Source organism: Pectobacterium sp. IFB5596, assembly GCF_021432585.1.
Taxonomy (GTDB): Bacteria; Pseudomonadota; Gammaproteobacteria; order Enterobacterales; family Enterobacteriaceae; genus Pectobacterium; species Pectobacterium punjabense.
The window spans coordinates 302,557-319,811 of record NZ_LXFY01000023.1 but is presented as its reverse complement, the minus strand read 5'-3'; the positions used below and the strand labels follow the sequence as shown (position 1 = coordinate 319,811).

Below are 17,255 nucleotides of genomic sequence, written 5' to 3'. Positions count from 1 at the left end.
TATGGCGGCACACCCGTTTTTATAGATGATTGCTGTCGGGCGATAGTTGTAGGTCATCGCTACCGATGACGGCGGGAAAAGGACGGCAGAAGCGCAATGAAGCGGTCAACGAGGAAGCAGCAGGGGTTCACCCTGCTGGAAATGATGCTGGTCGTGTTACTGGCCGGTATCGCTGCGGGTATGGTGGTCATGGCGTTTCCCCCCGAGCGCCAGAATGACAGCGCCTGGCAGTTGGCTCGTTTTCAGGCACAGTTAGAATTTGCTGCTGAAAGCAGTCAGGTGAATGAATATATGCTGGGTGTGCGCATTTATCCCGATCGCTGGCAGTTTTATCAACTCCAGCGACCTGCTACAGCGGAAGGCGTGTCTGTGCCGAGCGGCGATCGCTGGCAGGGTTACAAGTGGCAGCCGTGGCAACCGTATCGGGTGAGGGCATCGGCGGCGCTGCCCGATGGGTTACGGCTTGAGCTATTGCAGGCCGATGGGAAAAAAGTGGAGAAAACGCAGAGTGGCGACGATCCCGATATCCTGATTTTGCCCGGTGGTGAAATCACGCCTTTCCGTCTGTTCGTTAAGTCTGACAACAAAGCACTCTCGAATTGGCTCCAGATGGATGCCAACGGGCGGTTTGTGACGTCGATGAGTCAGGGTAAGAAGCGATGAGACGACAGAAAGGGATGACACTGGTGGAAGTGTTGGTCGCGCTGAGCGTTTTTGCGCTGGCGGGCATTGCCGTTTTGCAAACGACAGCCAGACAAGCAAGCAGCCTGAGCCGGCTGGAAGAGAAAACATTTGCAGGCTGGGTGGCGGAAAACCAGCAGGTTCAACTGCGGTTGGAACAACGTTGGCCTGAAGCGTCGTGGGTGAGAGGGGAAACGAAATTCGCGGGCGTGCGCTGGCATTGGCGCTGGCAGGGTGTAGAAACTGGCGACCCTCAGACCAAGGCACTGGATGTGGAAGTGCGGCGTAATAAAGATGCCTTTGCTTCCGATGCCTCGCTACGCACCTATGTGGTGAAGCAATAATGTTTAGTAGAACAAGGATGTGCAATCAAGCTAGGACGGCGCGAGAGGCCGCGAAGCGCAGGCGTCAGCAGGGGTTTACGCTGCTGGAAATGATACTGTCGATCGCTATTTTTGCGGCATTAAGTGTCAGCGCGTTTCAGGTACTGAACGGTGTGATGCGTAACGATGAAATTTCGCAGCGCAAGGCCGAACGTCTGGCTGAAATACAGCGCGCTTTTTCACAAATGGACAGCGATTTTTCCCAGATGATCGCACGTGGCAGTCGGGGAAGCACCTCGATATTCTACGCCGGTCGCGATCAGCTAAAAAGTGATGACTGGGGCGTTAGTTTTATGCGCAATGGCTGGCAGAACCCGTTTGGTATTTTGCCGCGCTCTGAACTTCAGCCTGTAGCCTATCGACTGCGGGATCACACTTTGGAACGGCTAACGCACTCGGTTCCCGACCCTATTGAGGGGCTCGATCCCGGCGTAAAACCGCTTCTCACGCAGGTTGATGGTTTTCGCCTACGCTTTTTCAGCAACAAAAGCTGGCGTGACCGCTGGGATAACAGTACGCAATTGCCACAAGGAATTGAAGTCGTGCTGACCTTAAGGGATTACGGAGAAATGTCGCGTATGTTCTTGATTACCACCGGGCCAGTTAAATGAAGTCGCGTCAGCGCGGCGTGGCGCTGCTGGTGGTGCTCTTGATTCTGGCATTAATGGTAACGATAGCCTCAGCGATCACGGAACGCACGGGTAAAGCGTTTTTGCGTACCGAAACGCATTTAAGCCGTCAGCAGGCGAAATGGTACGCCTTGGGAGCGGAAACGCTAAGCGGGCAAATATTGCTACGCGATACCCGAAATATGCCAGGTCGCACGTTTGTCGGGCAAAATTGGTCCCAGCCGGGACACCGTTTCCCCGTGGACGGAGGGGAAATCATCGGCCAGATTAGCGATGCGCGCACCTGCTTTAATCTGAATGCGATCAATCAAGGCGTGGATAACGAAAGTACGTTGGTGAAGACACCTTATCCAGCGCAGGTTTTCCGTTTTCTGTTGAAAAATCTAGGCGAAGATGCGGATCGTGCAGAAAAAATCACTGCGGCGGTACGTGACTGGATTGATGCGGATAACTACCCGTCGGCGAACGGTGCAGAAGACGAGGTCTATGCCACGTTACCAGTACCTTATCGCACAGCCAATCAAAGAATGAGTGAAATCAGCGAATTACGAGCGGTTTACGGTATGGACAGCGATCTCTATCGCCGGTTATTACCTTATGTCTGTGCGCTACCAGTGGATGCGATGTCCATTAATATCAATACATTAACTGAGTTTGATGCCCCGCTGTTATCCGCTATTTTCTTGAATGAAATGACGATGTCTCAGGCAAAAGCGTTGGTGCAGCAGCGTCCCCGTATGGGATGGGCAAGCCTGGAGGTATTGCAGCAAACGGGACTATTGCCTCCGAATAGTAAAAATACCGCGCAGCGGGTGCTGGCAGTGAAAAGTGAGTGGTTTTTTGTAAAGCTTCAGGTACGTGTCGGCGACAGTGATTTTCACCAACGCAGCTTGCTTCATTTGAGTGGGCAAAAGGTAGAGATTGTGCAGCGGCAATATGGAGGATATAGGACGGTGAATCCATGAAATTAGCGGGGAAATGGAAGAAAAAAACCGCGAAAGTCCCATTAAATCGAGGTTCGGTTGTTCGACATCCGTGCCTCATTGTGCGCCTTCCGGTAGAGGAACAGGGCGAAATCGAATGGCAGGTCCGTTCATCCAATGGGGAAAGCTTACTGAGTCAGGGACGCGGCAGCGTAGAGCAGGTTCGTCCTGCGCTAGCAGCCTATCCGTCCGTGGCATTTACCCGCGTTCTGGTTCCGGCAACGGACGTGACGTTTTATGCCCTGACGTTGCCCCGTCAGGTGCGGCGTCAACTGACGCAAGTCGTACCATTTATGCTGGAAGATCAACTGGCTACGGATATTGAAAAGCTGCATTTTGCCGTGTTGGAAATTCATGGTGATGACGGTACGGCTGCCGTGGTGGAAAAAAGCCGAATGCAGCAGTGGCTGGCATTGTGTGATGCGTTGGATCTCCGCGTTGATGCCCTGTTGCCTGATGCTCGGGTATTGCCAAAACATCAGGATGGGTGGAGCGCGTTGCAACATGATGACATGTGGCTGTTTCGCCAGCCTACGGGTCATGCCATGGCGGCAGAATCGTCCTGGTGTGGTGACCTGCTGAAGGCATCTATGCCGCTGCCTGCGATATACAGCTATAGCGCTGCCTCGGTTGGCGGTGAGCTGTCGCAGTACGAATGGCAGGAGGAAAGCAAGTGGAAGGCGCAGCCAGAAACGGATCTCTTTACATTGGCGGCGACGGTATCTCTACCCGCTTCAGTTGATTTGCGGCAAGGTGATTATGCGCCGGAGAACGCGTGGCAAAACAGGCTATTGCCGTGGCGTAGCGTTGGAATTGCTTTTGCTTGTTATCTCTTGTTGGTCGTGGCAGATGCTGGCTGGGCGCACTATCAGCTTTATCAGCAGGCCGAGCATTGGCGGCAGGAGAGCGTGCGCGTCTATCGGCAAATTTTCCCTTCCGAGACGAATGTCGTTAACCCGCGAGCACAGATGCAGCAGCATCTGCAACGTACGACAGCCGGGAGTGCAGGGAAGGGGCTACTGGAGCAATTGAGCCCTTTGCAGCAACTCATGACGCAGAATAGCGCGATCAAAATTCAGTCGCTGTCTTACGACGGTTCTGCGGGTGAATTCCGATTGGCGTTGCAGGGTACGTCTTATCAAGAGCTGGAACAGTTTCAGCAGCAGGCTGCTGCCTATTATCAGGTACAGGCGGGTGAGATGCGGCAGGAAAACGATCGGGTTGAAGGCCGGTTAACATTAAGGAGCCAGCAATGAATGAATTACGGCAACGCTGGCAGGCTATGAGCCCGCGGGAGCGCCAGCTTATGGTCGTGTGTGCGGGGATGCTTCTGCTCTGTCTGGTTTATTACGCTATTGTTCAGCCGTGGCAACTGCGGGAGGAACTGTGGGAACGCACAATTTCCCGTGAACAGCAAACCGTAAACTGGATGCAAAAACAGGCCTCATCGATTCCACAGGAAAATCAGGCGCAGGGGGAAAATAGTCAGAGGGAAACCAGTCTGCCTATTTTGATTTCACAAAGTACCCAGCGTTACGGACTGTCTGTTGTACGTTTGCAGCCGCAGGGGAACCAGGCATCGGTAACGCTAGCGCAGAGTGACTTCAATAGTCTGCTACGCTGGCTGAGTGAACTGGAGCGGCAAAACGGCGTACGTGTTGTGTCGCTGGATGTGAATGCCGTAGAGCAAAGCCCTGGCATGGTGGATGTCACCAGGCTAATGCTGGAACGGTCGGATGAAGCTTAAATCCGGCATCAGTGCTGGTGTCGCTCTGGTTCTGGCCTATGGGCTGTTTCTGGCGTGCTATGCACCTGCCCGCTTGCTTACTGCGGTGCCCCTGCCAGCAGGAATGGTGGTCGCGGAGGCCGCTGGAACGCTATGGCAGGGGAATCTGCAACGGTTTAGCTGGCGTAAGTTAACGTTGGACGATGTGCACTGGAAAATCACTTTTTCGGGTTTTATGCCCGCGTTAGAGATTGCGTTTAAAAACCCGGAAGGCATTGAAGGTCATGGAATCATTCGCGGCTGGCAGCAGCCGCAGCTTTATCAATGGCGACTTTCTGTTCCGGCCGGCTACTTATTCAGCCAGTTACGTTTTATTGTGCCAATCGGGGCGGAAGGAAACGTGCAGCTAAATCTGCAAGAAGCGACGGTCGATCGTTCAGGCTGCCAGTCGCTGGATGCTAGCGTCATTTGGGCAGACGCGCGGGTAAAAACGCCGCTGGGTGGGCTGGCGTTAGCGACGCCTCAGGCCACGCTACGCTGCCAACAAGGCGGACTGGAAGCGAGTCTGCGGCAGGTTTCCTCACATCTACAGTTGTCTGGTAAAGGCAGCGTTACCCCGAAAGGCGAATACCGTTTTACGGGACGGCTTAGCAGCGGGAATGACTTACCCGCGACCATGAAAAAGCTGCTGGCGACCACGGGTAAAGCAGACGAGCAGGGTGCCAGAACGCTGAATTTTCAGGGGCGCTTGTTGTAATAAAGACAGTTGTTGAATCAAGACAATTGTTGTAATAAAGACGATCGTTGCAATCACTGCGTAGGCGCTCGCGAGAACGGGCAACTCATCTATACCACTTCTTTATCAATACTCAGGGATTAACGTGGATGATTTAAGGGAATTCGCACAGGTGTTTCCTGCATGGTGGTTTAGCATGCTGGGTGTATTGGGGCTGATTATTGGCAGTTTTCTGAATGTGGTGATTTACCGCCTGCCAATTATGCTGGAACGACGTTGGCAGCAGGATACCGATCTTCAGATGGGAGTGACGGATTCCGGTCGTGATAGTGCGCGTTATAACCTGTGGTGGCCGCCTTCGGCGTGTTCACATTGTCGGCAGGCTATTGCGGTGAAAGATAACATCCCGCTGTTCAGCTGGTTGTTGCTGCGCGGACGCTCCCGCTGTTGTCATCAACCGGTGTCTGTGCAATATCCGCTAGTGGAAGCTATCACCATGCTGGTTTTTCTGACGGCGGGTTGGCTATGGGTTCCCGGTATGGCGCTGTGGGGAGCGTTAATTCTGCTGTCTTTCCTGCTGGTGTTGACCGTTATTGATATAAAAACGCTGTTGTTGCCGGATGTACTCACGTTGTCGTTCCTGTGGATGGGACTTTTGTTTAATTTATCGGAAACGTTTGTTTCATTGAACGATGCGGTGATAGGTGCCATGGCCGGCTATTTGTCGCTGTGGCTACTTTATTGGGGATTTAAATATGCCACAGGCAAAGAGGCGCTGGGGTACGGTGATTTCAAGTTACTGGCTGCGCTGGGTGCATGGCTGGGCTGGCAGGCATTACCGAATTTAGTGCTGGTAGCGGCGCTAAGCGGGCTGGTTGTGACGCTCGTCTGGCGCGGATTGCGCAAAGAAGGGACGGATAAACCGTTGGCATTTGGTCCCTGGCTGGCACTTGGCGGCGTGTTCAGCGTGATAATGAATGGGGTCAATCTGTAGATAATGACAAAGACATGGCTGAATCATTATTAGACAGCGAATAACAGGCATAAAAATAGGCTGAGGGTATAAATACCATCAGCCTTTTTTATCTCTGTGTGTGCCCTTCAGCGAAGACATCTTTGCCGGGCAAATGACAGGTTATTCTACCATCAGCATAAAGGTACTCACCCAAACGACTAAGCAGAATGAGATACCCATAAAAAAATACTTCACCGATTTATTCTCCAGCAGAAACCACGCCAGCAACGATCCCGATTGTGCGTTTTATTATGGAAGGAAGTCATTACGCAGCCGACGATGTCACCACAGGAGAACGTCGCCGAAGGGTAATTCTTCCCGTTGTCATCACCAGAATCACACTAGTTATGACGGGATCGGCGCTAAATCTACGCCGAGTGAGGGGGGGAATTCAAGAGGTCCAGAAACTATATTTTCAAAATAGCATTAAAAAGCGTTGCGTCGCTTCTGAGGCCGGGAAATTCGGGGGAATTCCGGTGAAAATCGTCCCTTATTCCCCCGATTTTTGACGGCGCTATCTTAGGAGTAACGCCTCATTAATAGTCGAGTAATTGTATTGTTATCAGCTCATCATCAGGCGAGTTATTTAGGTGACTGGCAGCCTACTCTCTCCACCCCATCGCAGGCGCGATATGCTTCAGAATCGCTTCGATAACATGCGCATTGTAATCAACACCGAGTTGATTCGGCACTGTCAGCAATAACGTATCTGCTTCAGCAATTGCTTCATCCTGTTTTAACTGTTGGATGAGTGTTTCTGGCTCAGCAGCATAACTGCGCCCGAAAATCGCGCGTGTTTTCTCATCGAGAAAACCGACGGTATCGCTATCGTTACTGCTCCCGCCGAAATAGGCGCGATCGCGCTGATCCATCAGTGCAAAAATACTCCGGCTAACGGAGACGCGCGGTGTGCGTGTATGTCCAGCCTCAGCCCAGGCAGCTCGGTATGCGCGAATTTGCTGTGCTTGTTGAATATGAAAAGGTTCGCCAGTTTCATCATCCTTCAACGTGGAGCTTTGCAGGTTCATTCCCAGCTTCGCCGCCCATACCGCCGTTGCATTTGATCCTGCCCCCCACCAGATTCGTTCACGCAGCCCTTCAGAATAAGGTTCCAGACGTAGCAGACCCGGTGGGTTCGGGAACATGGGCTGCGGATTCGGCTTTGCAAACCCTTCTCCACGCAGCACATCCAGCAATACCTCAGTATGATGTCGCGCCATATCCGCTTCGGACTGACCTTCTGTAGGCTGATAGCCAAAATAGCGCCAGCCATCAATGACCTGCTCAGGAGAACCTCGACTGATACCGAGCTGTAATCGACCCTCTGAAATCAAATCGGCCGCACCGGCATTTTCAGCCATATACAGTGGGTTTTCGTAGCGCATGTCGATGACGCCAGTGCCAATTTCAATGCTGCGGGTTTTCGCACCAATCGCCGCCAGCAGTGGAAAAGGTGAACCCAGTTGGCGGGCAAAATGATGAACCCTGAAATAAGCGCCATCAGCGCCCAGTTCCTCTGCTGCGACAGCAAGATCGATGGATTGCAGTAATGAATCTGCCGCTGAACGCGTGCCGGACTGCTGCGACGGTGTCCAGTGGCCAAATGATAAAAATCCAATCTTCTTCATAGGGTATTTATCCTTATATTCAGCGAGATATTTAGCATAAGCGTGCGCGTAGCAAGGCGTAACGCCACAGTGTGATTACTCTACGCGATTAATAATGAGAATAAATGTCATTTTTTTAACGTAATAATTCAGTTTATCTGAGCGATCGTTTGCAGAGTAAAGGGGGTGTTGAGCGGATGATTTCTCGATTTGTTCCCGTAAATAACCTTTAGGGAACACGCAATCCCACTTATCTACCTCGAAGTTGGTATCTAAATATTATTATGAGCGAGATCAGTATTCTCTTTCTCGCTGACGCTGTATTATTTTATATATAGCGAAAATCAGGATAAGAACATGATAAAGAAATTTGGCTACACACTGTGGTTTACCGGGTTGTTTTTGGTGTTTTCCAACGTCTGGGCGGCGCGTCAGGTCACCGATCAACTGGGGCGCAATGTGACCATTCCCGACCATGTTAACCGCGTGGTGGTGTTGCAGCATCAAACACTCAATTTGCTGGTGCAATTGGATGCACAGGATAGCGTGGTCGGTGTGCTATCCAGTTGGAAGAAACAGCTAGGAGAGCATTATTTGCGGCTTGCTCCGCGTCTGGCGGCTCTACCGCTGCCGGGCGATCTCACGCAGGTTAATATTGAAAGCCTGCTGAAGCTGTCGCCACAGGTGGTTTTTGTTGCTAACTATGCCCCGCCGGAAATGATTTCACAGATTGAGCGGACGGGGATTCCGGTTGTGGCGATCTCGCTACGTCAGGATCAACCGGGAGAAGCCGACAAGATCAATCCTACGATGGGTGATGAAAACACCGCGTATAACGAAGGGCTCAAGGCAGGGATTCGGCTGATTGGTGACGTGGTTGAGCGTCAAAAACAGGCGGAAGCGCTGATTGATTATACCTTTACGCAGCGGCAGAACGTTAGTGCGCGGTTGGATTCCATCCCAGAAGAAAAGCGAATCCGCGTGTATATGGCTAACCCAGATTTGACAACCTATGGTTCAGGAAAATATACCGGCCTGATGATGTCGCATGCGGGAGCGTTGAACGTGGCGGCAGCCTCGATAAAAGGCTTCAAACAGGTGTCGATTGAAAATGTATTGACCTGGAACCCGCAGGTGATTTTTGTGCAGGATCGCTACCCAGATGTCGTGAAGCAGATCGTCAACGATCCGGCCTGGCAGGCGATTGATGCGGTGAAACAGCATCGTGTGTATCTGATGCCCGAATATGCCAAAGCCTGGGGTTACCCGATGCCGGAAGCGTTAGCGATTGGCGAATTGTGGATGGCGAAAAAACTGTATCCCGAACGTTTCGCAGATATCGATATGCAAAAAGCCGCGGATGAGTATTACCAACGCTTCTACCGTATGGACTACCGCACGGAAGCCTCTGCGGCACAATGAGCTATCGCACTTACCGGATTACGTTGCTGACAGTGGTGGTGCTCACGCTGTTGATTGCCGTATGTTCGCTGGGACTCGGGCGCTTTAGCTTATCCCCGTGGCGCATCGTCCAGATCCTTGCCGAACCGCTGTCTGGCGACAATCCTTTACTTGGAGATATCGAGCGGCAAGTAGTATGGAGTGTCCGCTTACCCCGCGTGTTATTAGCCTGGTGCGCGGGTGCGGCGCTGGCGCTGAGCGGGGCCACGCTGCAAGGTGTTTTCCGTAATCCGTTGGTCGACCCGCATATTATTGGTGTATCCGCCGGCGCAGCCTTTGGCGGCACGCTGGCCATTCTATTAAGCTGGACACCGCTGTTTTTGCTGCTATCTGCGTTTGCGTTCGGCATGGTGGCGCTCCTGCTGATTTTCATGATGGCCGCCGCATTCGGTAAACAGAACGTACTGATCCTCATTCTGGCAGGTGTCATCCTCAGCGGCTTTTTTGGGGCGCTGGTCAGCCTGATGCAATATCTGGCGGATACCGAAGAGAAGCTGCCGAGCATCGTGTTCTGGCTGCTGGGTAGCTTTGCCACCGCACACTGGAACTCGCTAATGACGGTGGCGGTGCCATTAGCGCTTGCGGGTGGGTTGCTGTTGCGGCTGCGCTGGCACGTGAACGTGTTGTCGATGGGAGAGCAGGATGCGCGCGCGCTGGGTGTTGCCGTACAGCCGTTGCGTTGGCTGGTTTTGAGTCTGTGTGCTGCCATCGTGGCTGCTCAGGTGGCGGTCAGTGGTAGTATCGGCTGGATAGGTCTGGTGATCCCCCATGTCGCGCGCATGTTGGTGGGAGCCGACCACCGCCGTTTGTTGCCGGTGTCGTTGTGGCTTGGTGGTGGCTTTATGGTGCTGGTAGACGATCTGGCTCGCAATCTCAGTGAAGCCGAGATTCCGTTGGGCATTCTGACAGCGCTACTTGGCGCACCACTTTTCGCTGTGCTGCTGTATAAAACACAGCGCCAGGGGCGAGGACGCTAGCATGTCTATTATCAGGTTATCGACAGAAGAACTCGTGTATGGCTACCAACAGGGGCGGGGCTTTTTTTCACCGCTAAATTTGTGTTGTAGGGAAGGTGAGGTGACGGCAATTCTGGGAGCGAATGGCAGAGGGAAAACCACGCTTCTGAATACCTTACTGGGCCACTTATCGCCGCTTTCTGGGACAATCCAGCGTGAGGGGCGTATTGGTTTTGTGCCACAGATATTTACCCCACCGTTTTCCTACAGCGTTCTGGATATGGTACTGATGGGGCGCGCCGCGCGTGTTCGGCTGTTTACCATGCCCTCTGCGCATGATATTCGCGTGGCTCAGCATGCGCTGAACCTGCTGGGCATCGCATCGCTTGGCGAGTGTGAATTTAGTGCGTTGTCCGGCGGGCAGCGGCAGCTTGTGTTAATTGCACGGGCATTGGCATCAGAGTGTCAGATGTTGATTCTGGATGAGCCTATGGCGGCGCTTGATGTACAAAATCAGGCGCAGGTGCTGTGGCTATTGAAGGATCTGGCAAGGACGCAGCATCTGAGCATCCTGCTGACCACGCACGATCCTTCCCACGCGTTAGCAATTGCAGAGCAGGCGCTGCTCCTGATGGACAATCAGCATTATCTTTATGGCCGCAGCGATGAGGTTCTGACGGAGGCTAACCTGTCGCGTTTATACGGCATCCCGGTACGGCAGGTTTGTGTGGAAATCGCGCCGCAGCCGTATCGCGCGCTGATACCGATATTAACCATGACGGAGCGACCATGAGCGACCCTCTTCGCCTGTATGCAGCTGGCAGCCTACGCCTCGCGTTTGCTCCTTTGTTGACGACATTCAGTGAACGCTACGCGGTGGAGGTGATGTCGACTTTCGGCCCGGCCGGGCTATTGAGCGAAAAAATAATGCACGGCGACGCGGTAGATATTTTTGCATCGGCAAACTGTGCACATCCGCAGCGCTTGAAAACGATGGGGCTGGCGGAGGAAACCTCTGTGTTTACGCGCAATCACCTTTGCATCGTCATGCGTAATGTGGCAGAACTTACCACGCAATCCTGGCTGATGGCGCTGCTTGACCCGCGTTTTGTGCTTTCTACCTCAACGCCCGGCAGTGATCCCGGTGGGGATTATGCTTTTCAACTCTTTGATCGCATCGAACGCCTGCATCGGGGTTGGGGAAATCAGCTGCGAGACAAAGCGAAACCGTTAGTGGGTGGGGGGCTGGACCATGCGATTCCGACGGGGATGACGGCGGGGAGCTACCTGATTCGTACCGGGCAGAGTGATATGCACATTGGCTATGCCAGCTATCTGCCATTACTGCTCAATCAGCCGGATTTGCATGTGGTTCACTTACCCGATCCCTATCGGATTGATGCTGAGTACATGTTGGCCATCATGAAGCCAGCCCGACGTGAAGCACGACTGCTGGCGAACTACCTTTTGTCACCCGAAGGACAGGATTTTTTGGTGAATAGAGGGTTCGCCTCGTTGTTTTAGCGGGAGAACGGGAGGTAAATCGGTCAACGATGGCGAACTCTGCTATGATTGCGGCATATCTGCGCCGTTCTTTGGCTCGGCGTCACCTTCTGTTATTTCGTCCTTGGTAGAGTAATCACTGTGAGCACAACCTCTTTTTCTTCCCTCGCGCTGCCGGCAGAGCAGTTATCCAATCTTAATGAACTGGGCTATACCGATATGACGCCCGTTCAGGCGGCGACGTTGCCAGCGGTTCTGAGCGGCGCGGACGTGCGGGCCAAGGCGAAAACCGGTAGCGGCAAGACGGCGGCATTCGGGATTGGGCTGCTGGATCGTATTGTCGTGAGCGACTTTACCACTCAGGCACTGGTGCTGTGTCCGACGCGTGAACTGGCCGATCAGGTTAGCAAAGAGCTGCGTCGTCTGGCGCGTTTTGCGCAAAACATTAAGATTTTGACACTGTGTGGCGGTCAGCCGATGGGGCAACAGCTCGATTCGCTGGTTCACGCTCCACATATTGTCGTCGGAACGCCAGGGCGTATTCAGGATCATTTACGCAAGCAGTCACTGTCTCTGGATAGCCTGAAAGTGCTGGTGCTGGATGAAGCGGATCGCATGCTGGACATGGGGTTCACTGACGCCATTGATGATGTGATTTCCTATACGCCGTCCGATCGTCAAACCCTGCTATTTTCCGCTACTTACCCGGAAGAGATCGAACAGATCAGCGCACGGGTTCAACGCCAGCCGCAACGTTTTGAGATTGCAGATGATGTGGAAGAGTCGGCCATTGAACAACGTTTCTATGAGACGACGAAAGAACAGCGGCTGCCGCTGCTGATTGCCATTCTGAGCCATTATCAGCCAGCATCCTGCGTGGTGTTTTGCAACACGAAGCGCGATTGCCAGAGCGTATTTGACGCACTGGACATGCGTGGGATTAGCGTATCGGCGCTGCATGGCGATCTGGAACAGCGCGATCGCGATCAGGTGCTGGTGCGTTTTGCTAACCGCAGCTGCCGCGTGCTGGTTGCAACCGATGTTGCGGCTCGCGGTCTTGATATCAAAGAGCTGGCGCTGGTGGTGAATTTTGAGCTGGCTTTCGATCCTGAAGTTCACGTGCACCGTATTGGCAGAACAGGGCGCGCGGGTACGCAGGGACTGGCTGTCAGCCTATGTACGCCACAGGAAATGAATCGCGCTAATCTGATTGAAGACTATCTCGGTATGCGCATTAAGTGGACGTCGGCGGATGAGATTAGCCGCAGTGGTGAGGTTGCGCTCGAACCTGAGATGATGACGCTGTGCATAGATGGTGGCAGAAAAGCCAAAATTCGTCCCGGTGATATTCTTGGCGCATTAACTGGCGATGCGGGATTAACGGCGGCGGAAGTTGGTAAAATAGATATGTTCCCGCTGCATGCCTATGTGGCTATCCGTAAAGCCAGTGCTAAACGTGCGTTGCAGCAGCTCCAGAAAGGCAAAATCAAAGGGAAAAGCTGTAAGGCTAGATTGTTAAAGTAACCGGTATTTAATCGATCTGGCAGGGTAGGATGAGCGTCACGGTGTAACAGACAGGAGTGTTAAGAACGGATGCAGACAACAGAAATCGATCTGCGGCTTGCTGAAGTGAGCCAGCAGCTAACGATGGTACTGGTGCCGGGGTTGCGAGACAGCGATGACGAACACTGGCAAAGCCATTGGGAACGGCGTTTTCCTCACTGGCACCGTATACGTCAGCGGGAATGGTATCAGGCCGATCTGGACCGTTGGGTATTGGCGATCCGCCGTGAGATCGGCGTCTGTACACAGCCTGTGATTCTCATCGGTCACAGCTTCGGTGCATTGGCTTCCTGCCATATCGTGCAACAGGGTCAGGAAGGGATCGCTGGTGTCATGCTAGTGGCTCCTGCCGAGCCCCTGCGCTTTGAAATCGACGATCGCATTCAGGCAGCGCCGCTGCCGGTTCCTGCGCTGACATTTGCCAGCCATAACGATCCGTTAATGAGTTTCACTCGCGCCCAATACTGGGCGCAGGCGTGGAACAGTGAGTTAGTTGATGTCGGCGAGGCGGGGCATATTAATGCGGAAGCGGGGTTTGGTCCCTGGGAATATGGCCTGACAAGATTAACTGAGTTTTCGCAAGCGCTCGTTGCTAATCGTTAATCGGCCAGTTTCCATTAAGTAGCCATTCTGTATTATTAAGATAGCGTTATATTTTTCTTTAATGCCAGGGCAATGGGTTTATTTGTCTTGGCATCGATTTATTATTAAGACTGATCTTCCTGACCGCTTGAACCATGAATCATCTCTTGGATCTGCTGATAAACTTCGGCCGCAGATAAATTGCTATATGACGTCTTACTCTCAAAATGTAATACCTGCTCGCCACCAGAACTATGAAGTGCGCTCATGAGAGCCAAATCTTCCTGTGTGATGCGCTGTCCTGTAAAGGCATCAAACATTTCAGAATTACCATCTGGGTATTTAACCACGGACACAAGTTTACCGTTATACAAAGGAATACCCGTCATCGCCAAAGAATATTCAGTGGCAACTTTCTGCTGTGCCTTAACCTGTTCAGGTGGAGTGACATCTTTCTCTTCAGTAGCACGCTTCTTTTGAGACGACAGTGTGACCTTCGTGCTCTCGTTCGAGCCCGGCATATTTTGCGAGTCGGAATTTGCTGATGTGTCGGTTTTATTCCCCGGGCTGATGGCTGCAACGACAGTTGGATTAGCGGCTGCGCCAATGGGAGGCATGGTCGCCGGGGTTGTTGAACTCACGATTTGAATATCTGGAATCACCACAGTATAACTCCTTCTTATATCTATTTAATGCTGGTAATGGTTTTACCAGTGAGTTACTTCAGTGCGTTAAAACCACATGCGTTAATGCGCCATTGTTAAAACTCGTGCCGCCAACATAAGCAAGTTAATTATCTTACTTGGAAGAGGCATCAATCCGATGAGTATAATTTCCTATTATTCAACACGATGACGTTAACGACATGGTTCAATCAGAACACGATAAAACAGTATTTATGCCAAACACTATTTATGCAAAATGCAATTGCATTAAAAAACACCCTATCGAAAAGTGTATCGGCTGTTTTTTCTGCTTCATTAATATCCAAAAGGCATAAGATTTAACTTTTTGATTACCAATTGTGCGATTTTATGTGACCAGATCCCTCTATTTTTAAAAAATAGAAAACTATCATGGTATTAGCATGGGTTGGGGATACCGCTTGCTATGTATGTGCTCTACAAGCGCGAGTGAACGCGATACACTGTTTTCCTTGTTTTTTCCCTGTTAAGAAGTGCTATGCCCAGCATTAAACTCACGGTTAACTATTTGTATCGGCAATCCGGTGAAACGCGCGAAGCCTCACAGGCGACAGCCCGTATTTTTGTCGGTGATGAGCTTATCGCCACTGAAGTGGTGAGTGGTATGACGGAAAGTCCCGTCAATAAGTATCTGCACCACTCGGAGCCTGAAGGCCTGCCGGTACGTGTCGAATGGGATTGTCAGGGAACAACGGCCATGACGGTTTCTGAGGTAGAAATCTGTCCCTGCTGCCAGCATGATTAAAGGGATGTGCGACAGGTGTTCGCCGTTTTTGAACAACAGCGCTTTATGATTACACACTAAATAACACGAGTTGCAGAAAAATCAACGTATATGTGGCTTGAGGTATAACGGGTAGACAAGGTGAATATATGAGAGTAGCGGTATCAACCTTAATAGCCTGTGGACTGTGGACGGCAACATGGGGAGCGCATGCTGGCTGGTATGTCGTGAGCAATTACGAAGGCCATATTGGGCCTTATCCGGTGCATTTTTCATTGCAGAAATACGGTATTGACCAAGATAAGAATCTTTTGGGAAGTTACTTTTACGATAAATACCGAGCACCGATCCCTCTGTATGGTCGACTCTCGGAAACGTCGCTCGAGATCTGCGAAATTCATACGCCTCAGGATTATGATAAATATATCGTTCAGGGCGTTAAGTCTGACATGGATATGACACATTGCCCGTTTAAATTAACGGAAACGGGAGAAGAGCTCCGCGGCGAGTGGTCGAACGGAAAAGCGCGTTATGATGTTAGCTTACGGCGTGTCGCATCCTTTGACGATAGCGAGCAACCTGCCAAGGTAGAAGGGCAGGTCGATATTCCTTTCTGGGGACAAACGGAAACCCACAGTTTCGTCGGAGTGTATCAAAACAGCGATACGGGGATGGTTGTTGAGGGGATCAAGGCGATTAACAAGAAGAGCGGCAATGTCGATCAGCTTCTTAAACCTGATTTTCAACAATGCCAGTTCGGTTTTTTCATGACCCCGGTTTATATGAATATTGAGAACGGCGAAGATAATCGCAGCATCATGCTGAACTGCTATTCCCACGGCGGAGGGGATATTCTGTTGGAATATCGTTTTGATGCGAAAAATCAGCGTTATGACGTGTTTGGAGAGTAAGCGTCCTAACGTGGTAGGGAACTTGCTGACTATTATATAAGTTCCCTATATTATTTTGCAGCCTAAATATATTCATCTTCATTGTTGAAAATAAAAGATTTTGATTTCCTCTTTTTTCTTGTTAAAAGTGGATCTTCTTACGCTTTCATCATGGGTACAGTTTTTGTAGCTATTGATGGTATTGGTTTTAAACGGTTATTCTTTACTAAAGGAATTAATATGCTTTCAGGAAAGAAAACAAGTCTGGCATTCTCAATATTGTTCGCTACTTTTTCTTCGCATGCAGATACTTTCCCTAAATTAAACCAAACCTTGCCGTCTGGAATTGATGCACGGGCGATTGCACCGGTATTTGATTTTGATTCTGATGGTTGTCTTCCCAGCGCCGGAGTGAGCCGTAATGGTGTACAAAACGGTGGGCTTAAACCATCGGGAAATATAACAGGTGGGTGCCGATGGAGTAACTTTCTTGACTCATCAAATACACTGCATCGATATGCCTGTGTTAACTCTGGTGGTTCCCGTTATTGTGGCAGCTTCTACGCGCTCTATTTTTTAAAAGATCAGATACTGAACGGTGTAAATTCAGGCCACCGCCATGATTGGGAACATGTTGCGATCTGGACTAAAAATGGCGTAGTAACGCATGGTAGCTACAGTGCTCATGGTAAATTGACGACCAAAGATGCGGCGAGCATCGATAAACAGGATGGGCATCTGAAATTTGTTTATCACAAAGATGGTGCATTAACCCACGCTTTCCGTTTTTCTAAAACGAATGAACAAGCAGAAAATCCATATAAGAAATTTGTCACGCCAGATATTATCAGTTGGTATTCAATGTACGGTGATGGCATTAATAATCAGGAATTGCGGAACCGATTAAACGCGTTTGACTATGGATCGGCCTCGATTCCTCTTAAAGACAATAATTTCCTGAATAATCTGAATAATGGTCGGCCGGCTGGTTATCCAGAATTTACCGCTGCCAGCCTAACAGCATCAAAATAATTATGATAAGAGAGGTATGGTCAAACATACCTCTTCCTATTTTCGCACTTTTCAGTCTGATAAAATTCTTATGGAATAAC

General features: G+C 51.1%; 20 protein-coding genes. 17 read left to right on the top strand and 3 right to left on the bottom strand.

Going from position 1 to position 17,255, the window contains the following annotated elements:
* Positions 1 to 96 precede the first annotated feature (96 nt).
* The 8 genes from gspH (at position 97) to A6301_RS15110 (ending at position 6,132) form a co-directional block, all read left to right on the top strand.
* Positions 97 to 663: a type II secretion system minor pseudopilin GspH gene (gene gspH / locus A6301_RS15145; RefSeq protein ID WP_234258154.1), complete on the top strand. Its 567-nt coding sequence runs from the start codon at positions 97 to 99 to the stop codon at positions 661 to 663.
* A complete protein-coding gene (gspI, locus tag A6301_RS15140; protein ID WP_107170231.1) occupies positions 660 to 1,025 on the top strand; it encodes a type II secretion system minor pseudopilin GspI in 366 nt (121 codons plus the stop codon). The genes gspH and gspI overlap by 4 nt, the downstream gene beginning before the upstream one ends.
* Positions 1,026 to 1,042: 17 nt before the next feature.
* Positions 1,043 to 1,675, top strand: a complete 633-nt coding sequence (gene gspJ / locus A6301_RS15135; RefSeq protein ID WP_370642235.1) for a type II secretion system minor pseudopilin GspJ — start codon at positions 1,043 to 1,045, stop codon at positions 1,673 to 1,675.
* Positions 1,672 to 2,658 carry a type II secretion system minor pseudopilin GspK gene (gene gspK / locus A6301_RS15130; protein ID WP_205543062.1) on the top strand — a complete coding sequence of 329 codons (987 nt, stop codon included), beginning with the start codon at positions 1,672 to 1,674 and terminating at the stop codon, positions 2,656 to 2,658. Before gspJ ends, gspK begins: the two co-directional genes overlap by 4 nt.
* Entirely contained in the window at positions 2,655 to 3,932 is a 1,278-nt protein-coding gene (gene gspL, locus A6301_RS15125) for a type II secretion system protein GspL (protein ID WP_234258152.1), read from the top strand. Before gspK ends, gspL begins: the two co-directional genes overlap by 4 nt.
* Positions 3,929 to 4,423 (top strand): type II secretion system protein GspM, encoded by a 495-nt coding sequence (gene gspM / locus A6301_RS15120; protein WP_234258151.1) that lies wholly within the window; start codon positions 3,929 to 3,931, stop codon positions 4,421 to 4,423. The genes gspL and gspM overlap by 4 nt, the downstream gene beginning before the upstream one ends.
* The gene (locus A6301_RS15115) at positions 4,413 to 5,159 is read left to right on the top strand and encodes a type II secretion system protein N (protein ID WP_205543059.1); all 747 of its coding nucleotides are present in this window, start codon (positions 4,413 to 4,415) and stop codon (positions 5,157 to 5,159) included. Before gspM ends, A6301_RS15115 begins: the two co-directional genes overlap by 11 nt.
* A gap of 124 nt (positions 5,160 to 5,283) precedes the next feature.
* The gene (locus tag A6301_RS15110; RefSeq protein ID WP_370642233.1) at positions 5,284 to 6,132 is read left to right on the top strand and encodes an A24 family peptidase; all 849 of its coding nucleotides are present in this window, start codon (positions 5,284 to 5,286) and stop codon (positions 6,130 to 6,132) included.
* Between the two features lie 141 nt (positions 6,133 to 6,273).
* On the opposite strand, the gene ypdK is transcribed toward A6301_RS15110, so the two are convergent.
* Positions 6,274 to 6,348, bottom strand: coding sequence for a membrane protein YpdK (gene ypdK / locus A6301_RS22505; protein WP_099606229.1), 75 nt, complete (start codon positions 6,346 to 6,348; stop codon positions 6,274 to 6,276).
* 407 nt (positions 6,349 to 6,755) lie between these two features.
* Entirely contained in the window at positions 6,756 to 7,781 is a 1,026-nt protein-coding gene (locus tag A6301_RS15100; protein WP_107170238.1) for an LLM class flavin-dependent oxidoreductase, read from the bottom strand.
* Between the two features lie 336 nt (positions 7,782 to 8,117).
* On the opposite strand from A6301_RS15100, the gene A6301_RS15095 reads away from it, so the two are divergent.
* The 6 genes from A6301_RS15095 to A6301_RS15070 all read left to right on the top strand — a co-directional run bounded on the left by A6301_RS15095 (position 8,118) and on the right by A6301_RS15070 (position 13,846).
* Positions 8,118 to 9,182 (top strand): ABC transporter substrate-binding protein, encoded by a 1,065-nt coding sequence (locus A6301_RS15095; protein ID WP_234258150.1) that lies wholly within the window; start codon positions 8,118 to 8,120, stop codon positions 9,180 to 9,182.
* Complete coding sequence (locus A6301_RS15090; protein ID WP_234258149.1) at positions 9,179 to 10,198, top strand: iron ABC transporter permease; 1,020 nt, start codon at positions 9,179 to 9,181, stop codon at positions 10,196 to 10,198. The genes A6301_RS15095 and A6301_RS15090 overlap by 4 nt, the downstream gene beginning before the upstream one ends.
* A gap of 1 nt (position 10,199) precedes the next feature.
* On the top strand, positions 10,200 to 10,970 hold the full coding sequence (locus tag A6301_RS15085) for an ABC transporter ATP-binding protein (RefSeq protein WP_234258148.1): 771 nt from the start codon (positions 10,200 to 10,202) through the stop codon (positions 10,968 to 10,970).
* Complete coding sequence (locus A6301_RS15080) at positions 10,967 to 11,701, top strand: molybdate ABC transporter substrate-binding protein (RefSeq protein WP_234258147.1); 735 nt, start codon at positions 10,967 to 10,969, stop codon at positions 11,699 to 11,701. Before A6301_RS15085 ends, A6301_RS15080 begins: the two co-directional genes overlap by 4 nt.
* Positions 11,702 to 11,821: 120 nt before the next feature.
* Positions 11,822 to 13,204, top strand: coding sequence for an ATP-dependent RNA helicase DbpA (dbpA, locus tag A6301_RS15075; RefSeq protein WP_107170243.1), 1,383 nt, complete (start codon positions 11,822 to 11,824; stop codon positions 13,202 to 13,204).
* Positions 13,205 to 13,273: 69 nt separating this feature from the next.
* The gene (locus A6301_RS15070) at positions 13,274 to 13,846 is read left to right on the top strand and encodes an alpha/beta hydrolase (RefSeq protein ID WP_107170244.1); all 573 of its coding nucleotides are present in this window, start codon (positions 13,274 to 13,276) and stop codon (positions 13,844 to 13,846) included.
* 104 nt (positions 13,847 to 13,950) lie between these two features.
* Here the strand turns inward: A6301_RS15070 and A6301_RS15065 are convergent, their stop codons facing one another.
* Positions 13,951 to 14,490, bottom strand: a complete 540-nt coding sequence (locus A6301_RS15065) for a hypothetical protein (RefSeq protein ID WP_234258146.1) — start codon at positions 14,488 to 14,490, stop codon at positions 13,951 to 13,953.
* 517 nt (positions 14,491 to 15,007) lie between these two features.
* On the opposite strand from A6301_RS15065, the gene A6301_RS15060 reads away from it, so the two are divergent.
* The 3 genes from A6301_RS15060 to A6301_RS15050 all read left to right on the top strand — a co-directional run bounded on the left by A6301_RS15060 (position 15,008) and on the right by A6301_RS15050 (position 17,175).
* Entirely contained in the window at positions 15,008 to 15,274 is a 267-nt protein-coding gene (locus A6301_RS15060; RefSeq protein WP_215484593.1) for a hypothetical protein, read from the top strand.
* Positions 15,275 to 15,402: 128 nt separating this feature from the next.
* Entirely contained in the window at positions 15,403 to 16,164 is a 762-nt protein-coding gene (locus A6301_RS15055; RefSeq protein WP_234258145.1) for a hypothetical protein, read from the top strand.
* Between the two features lie 219 nt (positions 16,165 to 16,383).
* Positions 16,384 to 17,175, top strand: coding sequence for an NPP1 family protein (locus A6301_RS15050; RefSeq protein WP_107170248.1), 792 nt, complete (start codon positions 16,384 to 16,386; stop codon positions 17,173 to 17,175).
* Positions 17,176 to 17,255: the final 80 nt, after the last annotated feature.